General features: G+C 75.1%; 15 protein-coding genes and 1 pseudogene. 5 read left to right on the top strand and 11 right to left on the bottom strand.

Going from position 1 to position 16,450, the window contains the following annotated elements; translation table 11 throughout:
* A complete protein-coding gene (locus R2E43_RS31990) occupies positions 1 to 492 on the top strand; it encodes an Lrp/AsnC family transcriptional regulator (protein ID WP_003977536.1) in 492 nt (163 codons plus the stop codon).
* A gap of 78 nt (positions 493 to 570) precedes the next feature.
* Entirely contained in the window at positions 571 to 2,259 is a 1,689-nt protein-coding gene (locus R2E43_RS31985; RefSeq protein ID WP_332056786.1) for a DUF885 domain-containing protein, read from the top strand.
* Between the two features lie 24 nt (positions 2,260 to 2,283).
* Here R2E43_RS31985 and R2E43_RS31980 read toward each other — a convergent pair whose 3' ends face one another.
* The 4 genes and pseudogenes from R2E43_RS31980 to R2E43_RS31965 form a co-directional block, all read right to left on the bottom strand.
* Positions 2,284 to 2,421: a hypothetical protein gene (locus R2E43_RS31980; protein ID WP_332057153.1), complete on the bottom strand. Its 138-nt coding sequence runs from the start codon at positions 2,419 to 2,421 to the stop codon at positions 2,284 to 2,286.
* Positions 2,422 to 2,431: 10 nt separating this feature from the next.
* Positions 2,432 to 2,557 (bottom strand): annotated as a pseudogene (locus R2E43_RS31975) (SDR family oxidoreductase); the annotation flags it as partial.
* A 169-nt stretch (positions 2,558 to 2,726) separates the two neighbouring features.
* Positions 2,727 to 3,248 (bottom strand): immunity 21 family protein, encoded by a 522-nt coding sequence (locus R2E43_RS31970; RefSeq protein WP_003977534.1) that lies wholly within the window; start codon positions 3,246 to 3,248, stop codon positions 2,727 to 2,729.
* Between the two features lie 21 nt (positions 3,249 to 3,269).
* Positions 3,270 to 3,761 (bottom strand): rhodanese-like domain-containing protein, encoded by a 492-nt coding sequence (locus R2E43_RS31965; RefSeq protein ID WP_332056785.1) that lies wholly within the window; start codon positions 3,759 to 3,761, stop codon positions 3,270 to 3,272.
* A gap of 121 nt (positions 3,762 to 3,882) precedes the next feature.
* On the opposite strand from R2E43_RS31965, the gene R2E43_RS31960 reads away from it, so the two are divergent.
* Complete coding sequence (locus tag R2E43_RS31960; RefSeq protein WP_003977532.1) at positions 3,883 to 4,329, top strand: Lrp/AsnC family transcriptional regulator; 447 nt, start codon at positions 3,883 to 3,885, stop codon at positions 4,327 to 4,329.
* A gap of 33 nt (positions 4,330 to 4,362) precedes the next feature.
* Here the strand turns inward: R2E43_RS31960 and R2E43_RS31955 are convergent, their stop codons facing one another.
* From R2E43_RS31955 to R2E43_RS31940, 4 genes are all read right to left on the bottom strand, one after another.
* Complete coding sequence (locus tag R2E43_RS31955; protein ID WP_332056784.1) at positions 4,363 to 7,362, bottom strand: AAA family ATPase; 3,000 nt, start codon at positions 7,360 to 7,362, stop codon at positions 4,363 to 4,365.
* On the bottom strand, positions 7,359 to 8,522 hold the full coding sequence (locus R2E43_RS31950; RefSeq protein WP_332056783.1) for an exonuclease SbcCD subunit D: 1,164 nt from the start codon (positions 8,520 to 8,522) through the stop codon (positions 7,359 to 7,361). The genes R2E43_RS31955 and R2E43_RS31950 overlap by 4 nt, the downstream gene beginning before the upstream one ends.
* A 384-nt stretch (positions 8,523 to 8,906) precedes the next feature.
* A complete protein-coding gene (locus R2E43_RS31945; protein ID WP_093455709.1) occupies positions 8,907 to 9,533 on the bottom strand; it encodes a YigZ family protein in 627 nt (208 codons plus the stop codon).
* Positions 9,534 to 9,604: 71 nt separating this feature from the next.
* Positions 9,605 to 10,348 (bottom strand): cysteine--tRNA ligase, encoded by a 744-nt coding sequence (locus tag R2E43_RS31940; RefSeq protein WP_173668706.1) that lies wholly within the window; start codon positions 10,346 to 10,348, stop codon positions 9,605 to 9,607.
* 150 nt (positions 10,349 to 10,498) lie between these two features.
* Here R2E43_RS31940 and R2E43_RS31935 point away from each other — a divergent pair, with 150 nt between their 5' ends.
* Positions 10,499 to 10,906 (top strand): CoA-binding protein, encoded by a 408-nt coding sequence (locus R2E43_RS31935; protein WP_003977526.1) that lies wholly within the window; start codon positions 10,499 to 10,501, stop codon positions 10,904 to 10,906.
* Positions 10,907 to 10,918: 12 nt separating this feature from the next.
* Here the strand turns inward: R2E43_RS31935 and R2E43_RS31930 are convergent, their stop codons facing one another.
* The 3 genes from R2E43_RS31930 to R2E43_RS31920 form a co-directional block, all read right to left on the bottom strand.
* A complete protein-coding gene (locus R2E43_RS31930) occupies positions 10,919 to 12,214 on the bottom strand; it encodes a vWA domain-containing protein (RefSeq protein WP_319215122.1) in 1,296 nt (431 codons plus the stop codon).
* Positions 12,215 to 12,309: 95 nt separating this feature from the next.
* A complete protein-coding gene (locus R2E43_RS31925) occupies positions 12,310 to 13,554 on the bottom strand; it encodes an AAA family ATPase (RefSeq protein WP_332056782.1) in 1,245 nt (414 codons plus the stop codon).
* A 97-nt stretch (positions 13,555 to 13,651) separates the two neighbouring features.
* Complete coding sequence (locus R2E43_RS31920) at positions 13,652 to 15,058, bottom strand: hypothetical protein (RefSeq protein WP_332056781.1); 1,407 nt, start codon at positions 15,056 to 15,058, stop codon at positions 13,652 to 13,654.
* Between the two features lie 161 nt (positions 15,059 to 15,219).
* Here R2E43_RS31920 and R2E43_RS31915 point away from each other — a divergent pair, with 161 nt between their 5' ends.
* On the top strand, positions 15,220 to 16,443 hold the full coding sequence (locus tag R2E43_RS31915; protein WP_332056780.1) for a 4-hydroxybenzoate 3-monooxygenase: 1,224 nt from the start codon (positions 15,220 to 15,222) through the stop codon (positions 16,441 to 16,443).
* Positions 16,444 to 16,450: the final 7 nt, after the last annotated feature.

Raw genomic sequence — 16,450 nt, 5'->3', positions numbered from 1 at the left:
ATGGCCGATTCCGTCGTACTGGATCCGGTGGATCTCCATCTGCTGCGGCTGCTGCAGAACGACGCCCGGACCACCTACCGCGATCTCGCCGCCCAGGTCGGCGTCGCCCCGTCGACGTGTCTTGACCGGGTGACACGGCTGCGGCGGGCCGGGGTGATCCTCGGCCACCGGCTCGAGCTGGACCCGGCGAAGCTGGGGCGCGGTCTCCAGGCACTGCTGCTGGTGCAGGTGCGCCCGCACCGGCGGGAGCTGGTGGGACCGTTCGTGGAGCGGATCCGGGCGCTGCCGGAGTCGCGCACCGTCTTCCACCTCACCGGCCCGGACGACTACCTCGTGCATGTCGCGGTGGCGGACATGGCGGACCTGCAACGGCTGGTCCTGGACGGATTCACCTCCCGGCGCGAAGTGGCCCGCGTCGAGACCCGGCTGATCTTCCAGCAGTGGGAGTGCGGCCCCCTGCTGCCGCCGGCCGTGCCCGCGGACACGCCCTGAGCGAAATCCGGCCGCCCGCGCGATCGGGCCCGGTCCACCGGGCTGACGCGGCACCGGTATCCGTATGAGGATGTCCGCATGTCAGAGACCAAGAGCCCGCTGCCCCGCGAGGTCGCCGACGCGTACGTCGACGAGCTCATCGCCCTCGACCCGGTCACCGGTACGTATCTCGGTGTCGCGGAGAGTTCCAGCCGTCTGCCCGACTTCTCGCCCGCCGGGCAGGAGGCCCTCGCGGAGCTGGCCCGCACCACCCTCGCCCGGCTGGACGAGGCGGAGCGCCGGCCGGGCGGTGACAGCGACGTGGAGCGGCGCTGCGCCCGGCTGCTGCGTGAGCGCCTCACCGCCGAGATCGCGGTGCACGAGGCCGACGAGGGCCTGCGGTCGGTCGGCAACATGGGCACCGCCGCCCACTCGGTGCGCGAGGTCTTCACCCTCACCCCGACCGGCACCGACGAGGACTGGGCCCGGATCGCGGAGCGCCTGCGGGCGGTCCCGGCGGCGTTCGCGGGCTACCGCGCGTCCCTGTCGCTGGGTCTGGAGCGCAAGCTGTACGCGGCGCCGCGGCCGACGGCCACCTTCGTCGAGCAGCTCGGTGAGTGGGCGGACACGGGTGAAGGCCGCGGCTGGTTCGAGGACTTCGCCGCCGACGGCCCCGAGGCGCTGCGCGCGGAGCTGGACGAGGCCGCCCGGGGTGCGACCGCGGCCGTGGTCGAGCTGCGGGACTGGATGCGCGACGTGTACGCCCCGGCCGTCGAGGGCGCCCCGAACACGGTGGGCCGGGAGCGCTACGCCCGCTGGTCGCGGTACTACAACGGCACCGACCTGGACCTGGACGAGGCGTACGCGTACGGCTGGGCCGAGTACCACCGCCTGCTGGCCGAGATGAAGGCGGAGGCCGAGAAGATCCTGCCGGGCGCCGAGACTCCGTGGGTGGCGCTGGCCCACCTGGACGAGCACGGCAAGCACATCGAGGGCGTCGACGAGGTCCGCGACTGGCTGCAGGGCCTGATGGACCAGGCGATCGAGCAGCTGGACGGCACGCACTTCGAACTCGCCGAGCGGGTCCGGCGGGTGGAGTCGCGCATCGCGCCGCCCGGCAGCGCGGCCGCGCCCTACTACACGTCCCCCTCGGAGGACTTCTCCCGCCCCGGCCGCACCTGGCTGCCGACGATGGGCCAGACCCGCTTCCCCGTGTACGACCTGGTGTCGACCTGGTACCACGAGGGCGTGCCCGGCCACCACCTCCAGCTCGCCCAGTGGACGCACGTGGCGGAGGACCTCTCCCGCTACCAGGCTTCGGTCGGCATGGTCAGCGCCAACGCCGAGGGCTGGGCGCTGTACGCGGAGCGGCTGATGGACGAGCTGGGTTACCTCACGGACGAGGAGCAGCGCCTCGGCTACCTGGACGCCCAGATGATGCGGGCCGCCCGGGTCATCGTGGACATCGGCATGCACCTGGAGCTGGAGATCCCGGCGGACTCGCCGTTCCACCCGGGTGAGCGCTGGACGCCGAAGCTGGCGCAGGAGTTCTTCGGCGCGCACAGCAGCCGCCCGGCGGACTTCGTGGAGAGTGAGCTGACCCGGTACCTGACGATTCCGGGCCAGGCGATCGGCTACAAGCTCGGTGAGCGGGCGTGGCTGCTCGGCCGGGAGAAGGCCCGCGAGCGGCACGGCGACGCGTTCGACCCGAAGGCCTGGCACATGGCGGCGCTCTCCCAGGGTTCGCTGGGCCTGGACGACCTGGTCGACGAGCTGTCCCGGCTGTGACTCCCGCGCGCCCCGCCGCTCACCTCACCGCCTGAACCCGCCCTCCGGGTCGACGACCTGACCGGTGCCCCTCCCCAGCTCTCCACTGCGTCCGAGCCGGGGAGCCCCTGTGGCCTCGTCCGTGGCGAGCCACGGGACGAGGCGGGCGGGGTCGGCGGGCATGCCCCAGCGTCCGCCGGGCCACGGCGTGGCCGATGCGGCCGCGTCGGCCGGCTCCCGTGACGAGGGCGGTGCGGCCGGGCAGGGGCAGCGGGTCGCGGCGCAGGTCTTCGGGGGCGGGGTGGGGAAGTCGTGGCACGGGCACCCAAGACGGGCGTGCCACGGCCGCCCCGCACACCGATGCCGCCGGGGTCACGCCCCGCACACCGATGCCGCCGGGGTCACGCCCCGCACACCGATGTCGCCGGGCTCACCGCACGGCACGCCATATCGCCGGAGTCGCCGCGGGCACGCCCCTGTCGCCGCGACTACCGGTCGGCGAGCCGCCGCAGGTGTACGAGGCTCAGCCAGGTCTCGGGACCCGGGCGCACCTCGGCCGCGCGCACCGCGTACCGGCCGGGTTCCAGGGCGACCCGCACCCGGTCGGGAGCGCGGTCGGATGCGCTGCCGGGCCAGGCGGCGTCGAACAGGAGCACGGGGCCGGATACGTGCCAGGACACCTCGGGCTGCCATTCGGCGGCGTCGAGGGCGGCGGGAACCCTCGCCAGCACCTCGTCCTCGGAGTCGGCGGCGCACCAGCGGACGAAGGCGCCGTGGTCGGGGAGGTAGGCGGTGGAGGCGGGTTCGTCGCCGAGCACGAGGGCGGTGGAGTCGCCGACCGGGAGCAGTCCGACCTGGCCGTCGACCTCGCAGGCCCGGTCGTAGTCGGAGTCCGTCTCCTCGCCGTCGGCGCCGGTCCAGAACGGCAGGACCGTCTCGGGTACCGCGATCAGCGGCCCTCCGCCCGACTCGACCCACTCCACCGCGCCCGGCTCCGCGTATCGCACCATGCGGCAGAACCTACACGCCGATCAGCAACCGCAGTCGGCCGCGTCCACCGGAACGGTCAGGGGGTCGGCGGCACGTCGCTCGGCGCCCTGCCACGTGTCGAACCCGAAGCCCTCGCGCACCCAGTACTCGAACCCGCCGAGCATCTCCTTGACGGGGTACCCGAGTTCGGCGAGGGCGAGGGCGGCGCGCGTCGCACCGTTGCAGGCGGGGCCCCAGCAGTACGTCACGACCGGCACGGCGGGGTCGAGGAGTTCCCCGGCCCGCTCGGGGACGAGCGCGGTGGGCAGGTGGACGGCGCCCGGCACGTGGCCCTGGTCCCAGGACGCCGTGGAGCGGCAGTCGACGAGCACGAACCCCGGGTCACCGCCGGCCGCGAGGGCGTCGGCGACGTCGGAGACGTCGGTGTGGAAGGCGAGGCTCGCCCGGAAGTACGCTGCGGCCTCGGCGGGCGGCGCGGGGGACACGCGCAGGACGGGGTTGACGTGCCCGGCGACGGCGGTGGTGACGCTCATGGTGGGGCCTCTCCTCGGTGGATCTACCAGCCAGAAATCTATGCACCATGTCTTGCCGCATGAAGGGCGTTTCCCCGGCCTGCTCCTTGTCCGACCAGGGAATCCGTGCTACTTCTGCCGGATGACCGAGTATTCCCCGGACGCCACCGACTGGCGCATCCTCGAAGCGCTCCAGCGGGACGGGCGGGCCAGCTTCGCCGAACTGGCCCGTGCCGTCTCGATGTCCGCGAGCGCGGTGACGGAGCGCGTGCGGCGGCTGGAGGAGGCCGGGATCATCCAGGGGTACGCGGCGGTCGTCGATCCGGAGCGGCTCGGCCTGCCGATCCTGGCGTTCGTGCGGCTGCGCTATCCGGTCGCCAACTACAAGCCGTTCCACGACCTGGTCGCGGTCACGCCGGAGATCCTGGAGGCGCACCACGTCACGGGCGACGACTGCTTCGTCATCAAGGTCGCGGCCCGTTCCATGCGGCACCTGGAGGAGGTGTCCGGCCGGATCAGCGCCCTCGGGTCGGTCACCACGAGCGTCGTCTACTCCTCACCGCTCCCCCGCCGCCCGCTGGGCCGCTGAGGGCCGCCGGGGACACCACCGGGACGGCCTTGCTCAGCCGGCGCCCCGCTGCCGCAGTACCGATCCCGACCGCCCCTTCACGACCTCGAGTTGAGCGTGGACGCGGCGGCGCAGGTCGGCGACGTGGCTGACGATGCCGACGCTGCGGTCCCGCTCGCGCAGGGCGTCCAGGACGTCGAGGACCTCGTCGAGGGTCTGGTCGTCGAGGCTGCCGAAGCCCTCGTCGATGAAGAGGGTGTCCAGTCGGACGCCGCCCGCTTCGTCGGTGACGACGTCGGCGAGGCCGAGCGCGAGGGCGAGCGAGGCGAAGAACGTCTCGCCGCCGGACAGGGTGGCCGTGTCGCGCTCGCGGCCGGTCCAGGCGTCGACGACGTGCAGGCCGAGGCCGCTGCGGCCGCGGCCGGTGCGGCCGTCGGAGTGGACCAGGGTGTAGCGGCCGGAGGACATGCGCAGCAGGCGGGCGGTGGCCGCGGCGGCGACCTGTTCGAGGCGGGCGGCCAGTACGTACGACTCCAGGCGCATCCGGCGTTCGTTGTCCGCCGAGGTGCCCGCGGCGAGCGAGGCGAGGCGGGCGACCCGGGTGTGCTCCTCGCGCAGCGGGGCGAGCCGGCGCACGGAGGTGGTGGCGTGCGCGGACAGCCGGTCCAGCTCGGCGCAGCACCGGGCGGCGGCGTCACGGGCCGAGGCGGCCTCGCGCAGCCGGCGGCCCGCGTCGGCGGCGGCCCGCTCCGCCGCGGCGAGGTCGGCGGGCGGTCGCCGGGCCGCCTCGGCGGTGTCGGCCTCGCCGAGGACTGCACGGACCGCGGCGTCCTCCGACTGCCAGGCGTCGAGCCGTCGTTGCAGCTCGCGGTGGGCGGTGTCGTCGAGCAGGGCGGCGGCCGCGTCGGCGGGGGTGTCGAAACGGGCGCGGAAGGCTGCGTCGGCGAGCCGGGCGTCGGCGTCCTTGAGCCGCTGGGCGGTGTCCTCGGCGACGCGGGCGGTCTCCGCGGCCCGGGTGAGCAGCGCCGCCTGTCGTTCCAGTTGCGCCGCCCGCGCCGTCACGCTCTCGGCGCCGTCCCGTGCCCGCGCCAACTCCTCCTCCAGGGAGTCCTGTTCACGTTCCAGCCGGTCCCGGCCCGCGACCCGCGAGGCGGACCGCACGACGGCCTGCTGCTGGGCGGCGACACGCTGCTCGCGTTCGCCCTCGGCCCGCCGCAGCTCCTCCTGCGCCGCGTGCAGTGTGGAAGCGGCCGCCCGCGCCCGCGCGTACGTCCCCTCCAGTTCCTCGGCCTCTTCGGCCAGCCGGTCGGTGGCCGCGTCACCGGCTTCCGCCGTGGCGGCGGCGAGCGCCTCCCGTACGGTGCCCAGGTGCCGTTCGGCCTTCGCGCGCCGTTCGTCGGCGGCCTGGTGGCCGGCCAGGGCGCGCTCCTCGGCGTCGCGGTCGACGTGCCCGGCGGTCTTGCGCGCGGGGGCGGGGTGTTCGGTGGCGCCGCACACCGCGCAGGGCGCGCCGTCGGTGAGGTTCGCGGCGAGTTCGGCGGCGATGCCGTGCAGCCGCTGTTCCTTGAGGTCGAGCCAGTGGGCGCGGGCCTCGACGGCGTCCTCCGCCGCGGCGAGCGCCCGCCGCCGTGCCTCTTCGGTGTCGTCGGTGAGCCGGTCGCGCAGCCGGGCGGCGTCGAGTCTGCGCCGCGCCGGTTCGCGCTGCAGGGCGAGCTGTTCGGCGCGGGCGGCGGCTTCCTGCGCGGTGTCGACGCGGCTCTGGAGTCCGGCGCGGGTGGTCTCCCAGTCGGCGAGCCAGGTCTCCGCGTCCTGCCGGACCTCGTCGTCGGCGCGTTCCTGGCGGTCGAGGCCGGCCCGCTCCTCGACCAGTTCGGCGAGGCGCCGTTCGGCACGGCGGGCCGACTCGAGGCCGCCCAGTTCCTCGGCGGCCCGACGGGCGGCGGCGGCGAGCCCGGCGGCACCGGCGTCGGCGAGGCCCGGCGGCAGCAGGGCACGCGCGCTTGCCTCCGCGGCCGCCGCCCGGCGGTGCTCGCTGTCGGCGGCGTCCCGCAGCTCCAGGGCGGGGGCCACCGCCTCGGCCTTGCGGGCCCGCTCCATGCGCTCCTCGGCGGCGCGGTGGGCGTCGGCCCGCTCCGCCAGCCGTGCGGCGCGCTCCCGCGCCTGGGCGAACCGGCGCTGGAGCCGGTCGAGTTCTCGGGCGTCGGCCAGGCGGCGTTCGGCTGCGGCCTGGGCGGACTCGGCGGCGGTGAGCCGGCAGTCAGCGACCGTCAGCAGCTCGCGGGCGGTGCCGCGGGCGACGGCGGCGGCTTCGAGCACCGCCTCGGCCAGCCCCGGCTCGCCCGGCGCCAGTTCCGGCAGCGCCATGGCGTCACCGGCGGCCTGCTGCATCCGGTGCGCGTCGGCCAGCAGCGCGGCGTCCCCCTCGCGAACCCGGGCCTCGGTGGTGCGGCGTCGTTCGGCGAGGCGCTTCTCGACCTCGGCGAACCGGCGGGTGTCGAAGAGCCGGCCGAGCAGCTTGCCGCGTGCTTCGGCGTCGGCGCGCAGGAAGCGGGCGAAGTCGCCCTGCGGGAGCAGCACGACCTGGCAGAACTGCTCGCGGCTCATCCCGAGCAGCTGCGTGATCTCCTCGCCGATCTCCTGGTGGGAGCGGCTGAGGTTTTTCCAGGCGCGGGTCGTGGCGTCGTACTCGCGCAGCCAGGTCTGGGCCTTGTCGACGGTCGTGCCCTTGCCGCGGAGCTTCGGGCGCTCCCAGGGCGGCTGCCGGGTGACCTCCAACCGCCGTCCCGCGACGGTCAGTTCCAGCCGCACCTCGGTGCGGGTGCCGACGGCCGCGTGGTCGCTGCGCAGCGTCATGCCCTGGCCGGTGCCGCCCTGCCGGGCGCCCGGCACCGAGCCGTACAGGGCGTAGCAGACGGCGTCGAGGACGGAGGTCTTGCCGGCGCCGGTGGGGCCGTGCAGCAGGAACAGTCCGGCGGCCGAGAGGTCGTCGAAGTCGACGCTCTGCGAGGCGCCGAAGGGCCCGAAGGCGGTGATGTCCAGCCGGTGCAGCCTCACCGGGCCACCTCCCGCACGGTCTCGTCCGCGCGTACCGCGTCGAAGGCGTCCCGGAGCACGGCCTGCTCGTGGTCGTCGGGCCCGGCGCCGCGCACGTGGGTCACGAAGTCCTCCGCGATCTGCTGGTCGCTGCGGTCGGCGAGGCGCCGGGCGTAGGACACCCCGGGCTCGTCGGGGGCGCGCTCGGGGTCGAAGACGAGGCTGAGCGTGTGCGGGAAGCGCTCGGTGAGCCGGGCCATGGGCTCGTCGGGGCGGACCGGGTCGGTGAGGGTCGCCTCGACCCACGCGTCCTCGTGCGGGGTCAGCTCCGGGTCGGCGAGCAGGTCCGCCAGCGTGCCGCGCAGCCGGGCCAGCGCGCGCGGCACCGGGCAGTCGATCCGCTCGGCCGTGACCGACCCGTCGGCGCCCAGATCGACGAGCCACATGCTCTTGCGGTGCCGGTGCTCCGAGAAGGAGTACGGCAGTGGGGAGCCGGAGTAGCGGACGCGCTCGGTGAGGGTCTGGCAGCCGTGCAGATGCCCCAGCGCGACGTAGTCCACGCCGTCGAAGACACCGGCGGGCACGGCGGCGACCCCGCCGACGGTGATGTCCCGCTCGCTGTCGCTCTGCTCACCGCCGGTGACGAAGGCGTGCGCGAGGACGACGGACCGGGTGCCCGCCGCGCGCGTGGCGAGGTCGGCGCGCACCCGGTCCATGGCGGCGGCGAGCACGGCCTCGTGCCCCGCCTTCTCCACGCCGAACTCGGTCTTGACCAGCGCCGGTTCGAGATACGGCAGCCCGTAGAAGGCCACGTCCCCGTGGGCGTCGCCCAGCACCACCGGGGTGCCGCAGCCCGCCGGGTCGGTGCGCAGGTGGATGCCGGCGCGGTCGATGAGCCCGGCGCCGACCCCGAGGCGTCGGGCCGAGTCGTGGTTGCCGGAGATCATCACGGTCGGCACGCCGAGCCCGGCGAGGCGGTGCAGGGCGTCGTCGAACAGCTCGACGGCGGCGAGCGGCGGCACCGCGCGGTCGTACACGTCTCCCGACACGACCACGGCGTCGACGGAGTGCTCGTGCACGGTCTCGACGAGGTGGCCGACGAACCCTGCCTGGGCGCCGAGCATGTTCACCCGGTGGAACGCCCGGCCGAGGTGCCAGTCGGACGTGTGCAGCAATCTCATGAATGGGCCCTGACCAGCATATTTCTCTGAGTAACACCGGAAACCGGCACAAGCCCGGCACGGGGGCCCCGGGCCGGCCCCACCACGCTAGCGCCTGCCGGCCCCTGCTTCACCACTGGCCCTTGTGGTCGCCGGCGGTCGGGAGCGGTGGGCTCCAGCCGCAGTTCGCCGTCGCGCGTCTGCCCGCCGAGGTCCATCAGCCCTCCCCCCCCTGGTCCACACCGACATCACCCGTGACGACGCGGCAGCCAACCTCGCCGAACTCGTCCGCACCCGACGGATCCGCCGCCGGATCCTCGAAGTCACCCGGGGCCGCGAACCCGTCGCCGGCGCCGTCCGCCGACAGACCCCCAACGGACCGGCCGGGCTGCTCGCTCCGTCTCGTCAGGCGTCGCCGTAGGCCTCTCCGCCCAGTTCGAACCCGGCCGATCCGGCAGTGGCGTCGGCGAGCCAGGAGCGGAAGGTGTCCACGTCGGCCTCCGGCAGACCGACCTCGATGGTGACGGCCTCGGCGTACCGCACGTCGCGCACCGCGCGGCCCGCGGTGCGCAGGTCGTTCTGGAGCTTGCCGGCCCGGTGGTGGTCGACGGTCACGGTGACCAGGCGGAACCGGCGCCGGGTGAGGGTGCCGAGGTCGTCCAGGGCTTCGCCGACCGCGCCGCCGTAGGCGCGGATGAGGCCGCCCGCGCCGAGCTTGACGCCGCCGTAGTAGCGGGTGACGACGGCGACGACGTACCGCATGTCGCGGCGCAGCAGCATCTGGAGCATCGGGACGCCCGCGGTGCCGCCCGGCTCGCCGTCGTCGCTCGCCTTCTGGACCCCGGCGTCGGCGCCGATGACGTACGCCCAGCAGTTGTGGGTGGCGTCCGCGTGCTCCTTGCGCACGCCCGCGACGAACGCCTGGGCGTCCTGTTCGGTGGCGGCCGGGGCGAGGGAGCACAGGAAGCGCGAGCGGTTGATCTCGGTTTCGTGCACACCCGCGCGGGCGACCGTGCGGTACTCGTCCTGCATCCGGCCAGCCTATGCGCTCGCCGTGCCGCGCTCCCCGGGGGCGTCGGCCGGGCCCAGGGCGGCGCCCCCGGTCACGGCGGGGACCCGACGTCGCGGGTGAGGTGGAGGCCGAGGAACCGGTCGGCGTACGCGAAGGTCTCGAACCGGGCTCCGTCCGGAAGGTCCGGGTCGGTCGCCACCCGGCGCAGGACGCGCAGTACGCCGGGGGCGTCCAGGTCGTCCTCCCAGGCCGCCCGCAGCCGGTCGCGCAGCTCTCCCGGGACCGGCCGCGAGGGCTGCCGGGCCCAGTCGGCGACCGCCCCGCGCAGCCCCGCGAGGGTGGCGCGGGCCTCGTCCAGCGCGGTCGCGTCGAGCTCCACGGGCGCGTGGTGGTGCCGTTCCAGCAGGGCGAGGCGCACGGCGTCGGGATCGGCGAGGTCGGGAACGGCCGGGTGGACGGAGGCGACGGCGACCGTGGCCACGCCCGGTGCGTCCCCGCCCTCGCCCTCGCCCGCATCCTCTCCTGCGCTCACGACGCGGACGCTCTGCCCGCTGCCCGGTCCGGGCCCGGGGCCGGCCGTACCGTCGTCGAAGGGCCGGACGCCGAGGGCGGCGGCATCCTTGCGCGGCCCGTCCCGCTCCGCCGCGCCGGTCAGCACGGCCCACGCGGGCGTGCTGTCGAGTTCCAGGACGCGCACCAGGAGGTCCGCGACCAGCAGCACGCGCAGCGCGGTGGCGTCATGCCCCGGCACGTGCGCCTCGACACGGGTCGGCGCCCGTCGGGCGGGGGCGGCGGGGGCGGGTTCTCCGGTCCGGGCGTCGATGATGCGCAGCACGAGGCGAGCGTAGGCGCGGCGACGCGGTGGCGCACAGGGGCGCGCTCGCCGCACCCCTCCGGCCGTGGGGGAATCCCGGCACGTCGCCGTCCGTTGTGCCGAACGGGTGGCCCGACCCGCGGGCCGCCCGGGAGCACGAGGAGGCCGCCGGTGTACGGCGACGAGGCAACCGTCCGCAAGATCCTCACCGAGCTGGGCGACACCTGGGCCGTGGTCGGCCTGTCGAACAACCGGCAGCGCGCGGCGTACGGCGTGGCCGAGGTGCTGCAGCGCTTCGGCAAGCGCGTCGTCCCCGTACACCCCAAGGCGGAGTCGGTGCACGGGGAGCAGGGATACGCGTCGCTCGCGGAGATCCCGTTCGACGTGGACGTCGTCGACGTCTTCGTCAACAGCGACCTGGCCGGAGCGGTCGCCGACGAGGCGGTCGCCAAGGGCGCCCGGGCGGTCTGGTTCCAGCTCGGTGTGGTCGACGAGGCGGCGTACGGGCGGACCCGGGACGCGGGCCTTGCCATGGTGATGGACCGGTGCCCGGCGATCGAGATCCCGCGGCTGGGCTGAGCGCGCCGGGGCTCACCGGCCGGCGTCCGGACCCGACTGGATGACCACCACGCGGGCCCAGTCGGGTGGTGCGTCGGGGACGTACTCGGGGTCGTCCTCGTTCCAGGAGCCGCCGGTCCGCTCCCGGGGGAACAGGCCCACCACCGTCCGGCACGCCGGCCGCGTGTCCGGCCAGGGCGTCTGCCCGTCGGTCAGCACCACGACGGCGTCCGGCGCGGGGCGTGCCCCGAGTGCCTTGGCGAAGCCGGTGCGCAGGTCCGTGCCGCCGCCGCCCACCAGCTCGATCCCCTCCTCCCGGCACAGCGAGTGCGCGAGGCGGGCCGCCGCGTCGCAGGGCACCACGCTGACCAGGTCGCGTCGGCCGCCGACGGCACGGGCGATCGCCGCGACCTCCAGGAGGGCGCTGCCCAGTTCGGCGTCGCTGACCGATCCGGAGGTGTCGACGACCACGGCGACCCGGGGCGGTCTGCGCCGCAGGCTGGGCAGCACCACTGCGGGTGTTCCGGCCGAGCGGCGCGACGGCCGGCCGTACGTGTAGTCCTCGCCCGCGCCGCCCGAGGAGGTCGCCGAACGGACCGCCGCTCCCAGCAGCTGACGCCAGGGCTGCGGCGGATGGAACACCTTCTCCGCCCATCGCCGCCAGCCCTTCGGGGCGCTCCCCGGGGCGGCGTTGATGCCGCGGGCCACCCGGAAGCGCACCGCGTCCCGTTCCTGCTCGCTGAGGCCGTCCGCACCGTCCGGGCCGAGGTCCCACTCCCTGTCGAGGCCGTCGGCACCGCTGCCGCAGTCCAGCCAGGCCAGGCCCTCGGTGAGCCGCCCGAGCCGGAACAGACTCAGGTACTCCTCCATGAGCTGCCCCTCGGGCAGTTGCAGGAACGCCGGATCGACCACGCCCTCCGGACGGACCAGTCCGTCGCCGAACACGTCGTCGTTGATCTCGCAGTCCGCGGCGATGTTCATCCGCAGCCGTTCCGAGGGGCCGGTCAGCCCGCGCTCGCGGGCCACCCGGTCGCTGCGCCCGTGGTGGTCGCGCAGGAGGTGCGAGACCTCGTGCACCCAGACCCCGGCCAGTTCCTCCACGGGCGTGCGGTCCACGAAGACGGGCGAGACGTAGCACCGCCAGTACCGGTCGACGGCCATCGTCGGCACCCTGCGCGACGGGACGACGTGCAGGGCGAACAGCGCCGTCGCCAGATAGGGCCGGGCCCGGGCGGCCTGCAACCGGGCGGCGAAGAGCTTGTCGAGGTCGACCCGTACCCGGTCGGGCTCGGCCGTCACCGGGCTCGGCGTCGGCTTCGTCGGGTTCATCTGCCTCGTCGGGTTCAGCGGCTTCATCGGCTTCGGCGGCTTCATCGGCTTCATCGGCTTCGGCGGCTTCGCTGATCTCATCGGCTTCATCCGCTTCATCCGCTCGTCCTCGCGGTACCCGCGAGCCGTGCCGTCGCGCGGTCGGCCGCGCGGTCCGCGCGCCGTGAGAGGGACATGGCCCCGGCGAGCCGCTCGATCGAGGCAGGGATGTCCCAGTCCTGCTGCCGCAGCGTGGCGAGGGTCGTCGCCGGCACGACCACGACGTCCGGGGCGCCGGTCTCCATCGCCCGGGCCAGCAGCGCCCACGCCGAGTCCCACCGGGACTTCTCCGGCCGTTTGCGCACGGCGGCCACCACCCCGTCCAGCACGGCCTGCCGGAGGTCTCCCCGTTCGGGCAGTACGGCACCCGCCGGGTCGGCGAGCAGGGTCTCCGGGTCCGGGAGGTCCATCCGGTCCAGGCTCGCCATCAGTTCGAGGCCGGGACCGTCCCCCACCGTCCCCCGCACCAGCAGGGAGAGTACTTCCCTGGACGAGCGGGCCGCGGTCGCGAAGGCGATCAGGCACAGGGTCATCTCCCAGCTCCGGGGCGACGGCCAGGCACCGCCCCGGCGTGTCTCACCACTGGGCAGCCGGTGCACGAGGCCGGGGCGGGCGGTGAGGAACGCGCACACCGCGCGGCGCGCGTAACGCACCGCTCCGTCCAGCCCGCCCGGGTCGAGGCTCGGCAGGGCAGCCCGCGGCCAGGTGCCGCCGAGGCCCCGTACGACGACGCCCTGGTCGTGGGTCCACTGGAGATGGACGAACCGGTTGGCCAGGGGCGGGCTCAGCTCCCAGCCGTCGGCAGCCGAGGACCGCGGGTTGGCGGCGGCCACGATCCTGACGCCGGGCGGCAGCCGGAGCGCGCCGATCCGGCGTTCCAGGACGAGCCGGAGCAGCGCCGCCTGTACGGCGGGCGGCGCGGTGGACAGCTCGTCGAGGAACAGCAGCCCCCGGCCGGCCCGCACCAGGCGCACGGCCCAGTCCGGCGGGGCCATCGGAACGCCCTGTTCGGCGGGGTCGTCGCCGACGACGGGCAGCCCGGAGAAGTCGGACGGCTCGTGCACGCTGGCGATCACGGTGGTGAGCGGGAGATCCAGGGCGGTGGCGAGCTGTGTGAGGACCGCGGTCTTGCCGATCCCCGGCTCTCCCCAGAGCAGCACGGGGAGGTCGGCTGCCACGGCCAGGGTGAGTGCCTCCAGTTGGATGTCGGGCCTGGGTTCGGTGGTCGTGTCGCGCAGCAGCGCCAGCAGGTCACCGGCGACGTCGAGCTGGGCGGGAACGGCGGGAGCACATGTCGTCATTTGTCATCACCTGGGGGTCGGTAGCGAGGGCAGTCGGTCGTGGGAGGGGTTCGGCGCGGAGGGGCCGGTGCGGCCAGGGCGTCCGCGGTCCCCGGGGTCAGTCGAACGTCGCGTGGCGCGGGCGGGAGCGGCCCTCGCGGGGCCGGTGCGGGTCCGGGGCGACGCGTCCCGGAGCGGGCTCGTCGAGGCCCGCGCGGAACAGTCCGTGGGCGACCCGCCGCAGCGCGGCGGCCGCCAGGTCGTCCCGCAGGTCTCCGTCGCGCAGGCGGGCAGCGGGTCCCAGCAGGGCCTCGACGGCGGCGAGGGCACCGGCGGTGTCCCCGTGGTTGAGGCGTTCGCGGATGTCGGGGAGGCACTCCGGACGCCGGTGTGCCTCGTCGATGACCTGGAAGCAGGGCAGCGGCGTGCCGGTCAGCGCGGCGAGCAGTTCCTCCCGCCGGATCTCGGCCGGATCGTGGTCCAGCGCCGCCAGCACCCCGTCGACGAGGCCGATCCGGTGCATGGCTCCCCGGCAGTCCACCACCCGCGGCCCCGCGACCGGGTCCGGTGTCCGGTGCCGGGCACCCGGCACCTGGCCCGGTACCAGTGCGGAGGCGACCAGCGGGTGCAGCCGATGGGTCTCGATCGCACCGGCGCGCACCAGTTCCAGGTCGGGCAGTACCCAGGTGGACGCGTCGGGGAGCACCGGCAGCGCGGAGACGGCACCGCCGGTGGGCACCGCGACGATGCGCGGCACCGTGGCCGAGGGGGGTTCGTCCGCGTCCAGTTCCAGGGCGAGCCGCTGTCCGGACCCGACCCGTACGACGACCGTCGCGCCGCCGGTGTCCTCGGCCCGGAGCAGGATCCGTGCCTCGGCCTCCCACCGGCCCACGGCGCGGCGCAGCTCCGGCGGCACCGCTCCCCACGGGCCCGCGGTGCCGGGCGGGCCGTCGGCGGACGGCGGCAGGTCGGCGCCCGAGCGCACGCGCAGCTCATCGGTTCGGCGCGCGTCCCACAGGTGACGGTGCAGGTCGAGCCGGAAGCGCCTGCTCGGCCGGGGATGCGGGTGCCGGGCGGGACCGGCGTCCGTGCCCGAGCCGTCCCACAGGGCCAGGCTGACGCGCTGACCGCCGTCCGCCCGGGCGGGCGGGGTACGGACGACGAGATGCACCGGCCGTACGCCGTCGCGGCCCTCGGTGGCGTACCGGGCCAGGGTGAGCGTGAGGCCCGGGCGCAGGAGTCCGTCCGGGGCGATCCTCGGCATGTGCCAGCGCAGCAGGTCGGGAGCGAGGTGCCGCAGGTCGGTGCGGAGCCGGGAGGCGAGGGAGCGGCCGTGGGTGCGGGCCACGGAGCGCAGGTCGAGGTCGACGTCGACGGCCGCGGCGGCGCACGCGCCCGCCCAGTCCCCGGCACGGCGGCGCGCGGTCGCGGTCTCGATCATGGACGGCGGCACGGCGAACTCGCGCACGCGCTGCCAGAAGGAAAGGCGGGAGTCGGAGTCCCCGTTCACGAGGTGAGTGGCCATCAGCACTCACCTTGCGCGGACGGGTCCCCCAATCTGCCGACAGGAGGAGTAGTCATCGCGGGGAGCATAGCCCCGCCGGTCGGGGCCCGCCAGGTGTTTTCCCGCGGGGCGGGCCGTCGCGACCGTTCCGGTGGCCCGTGCGCCGCCGACATAATGTCCGCGTGACCGCACCCTCCCGCCATCCCGACTCCGCTGCGCCGCGAGGCATTTCAGTCGTCGTGGTGGGCGCGGGTCCGGCCGGGCTGACCGTCGGCAGCATCCTGCGCGCGGCGGGTGTCGGCTGTCTGGTGCTGGAGACCGCGACCCGCGAAGTCGTCGAGCACCGGCCGCGGGCGGGTGTCATCGAGGAGTGGGCCGTGCGCGGGCTGGCACGGCGCGGACTGGCACGGACCCTGCTGGAGCGGGCGCAGGCCCACACCGAGTGCGAGTTCCGGTTCGCCGGGGAGCGGTACCGCTTCGGGTACACCGGACTGACGGGGCGCCACCACTTCGTCTATCCGCAGCAGTTCCTGGTGACGGACCTGGTCCGGGAGTACGCGGACGTGCGTGGCGGGGAGATCCGGTTCGGTGTCCGGGACGTGCGTCTGCACGGCACCGGGTCAGCCCGGCCGGCGGTGTCGTACGTGTGCCCCGATTCCGGTGAACGCCGGGTCGTGGAGGCGGACTTCGTCGCGGGGTGCGACGGTGCCCGCGGCGTGACCCGCGCGTCGCTGCCCGCCGGGCGGGTCCGCCTCGCCCGTCACGACTACGGCGTCGGCTGGCTGGCGCTGCTGGCCGAGGCCCCGCCGTCCTCGGACTGCGTGGTGTTCGGCATGCATCCGCGCGGCTTCGCCGGGCACATGGCGCGCAGCCCCGAGGTGACCCGCTACTACCTCCAGTGTCCGCCGGGCGACTCCCCGGAGAACTGGCCGCACGAGCGGGTCTGGGCCGAGCTTCGGGAACGGCTCGGCGCGGCGGGCGCACCGCCGCTCACGGAGGGGCGGCTGATCGAGAAGCGCGTGCTCGACATGCACAGTTACGTGGTCGAGCCGATGGCCTTCGGGCGGCTCTTCCTGGCCGGGGACGCGGCCCACCTGACCGCGCCCATCGCCGCCAAAGGGCTGAACCTCGCCCTGCACGACGCCTTCCTGCTCGGCGACGGGCTGGTCGCGGCCCTGACGAAGGGTGACGACTCCGCACTGGCCGGCTACTCGGACGCGTGTCTCGCCCGGGTGTGGGACTACCAGGAGTTCTCCCAGTGGCTCGCGGAGATGTACCACGGCACGGCGTCGGGGGACCCCTACCGCGCGGGTGCCGCGCTGGCCCGGCTGCGGCGCCTGTTCTCCTCACCGGCCGCGGCGGCGGAGTTCGCCGAGCGGTACCTCGGCGTGCGGACGACCGGCTGAGCTCCCG

This window comes from Streptomyces violaceoruber (assembly GCF_033406955.1).
GTDB classification, from domain to species: Bacteria; Actinomycetota; Actinomycetes; order Streptomycetales; family Streptomycetaceae; genus Streptomyces; species Streptomyces violaceoruber.
Note: the sequence above shows the minus strand (reverse complement) of the source record. Positions and strands in the feature narration are given on the sequence as shown.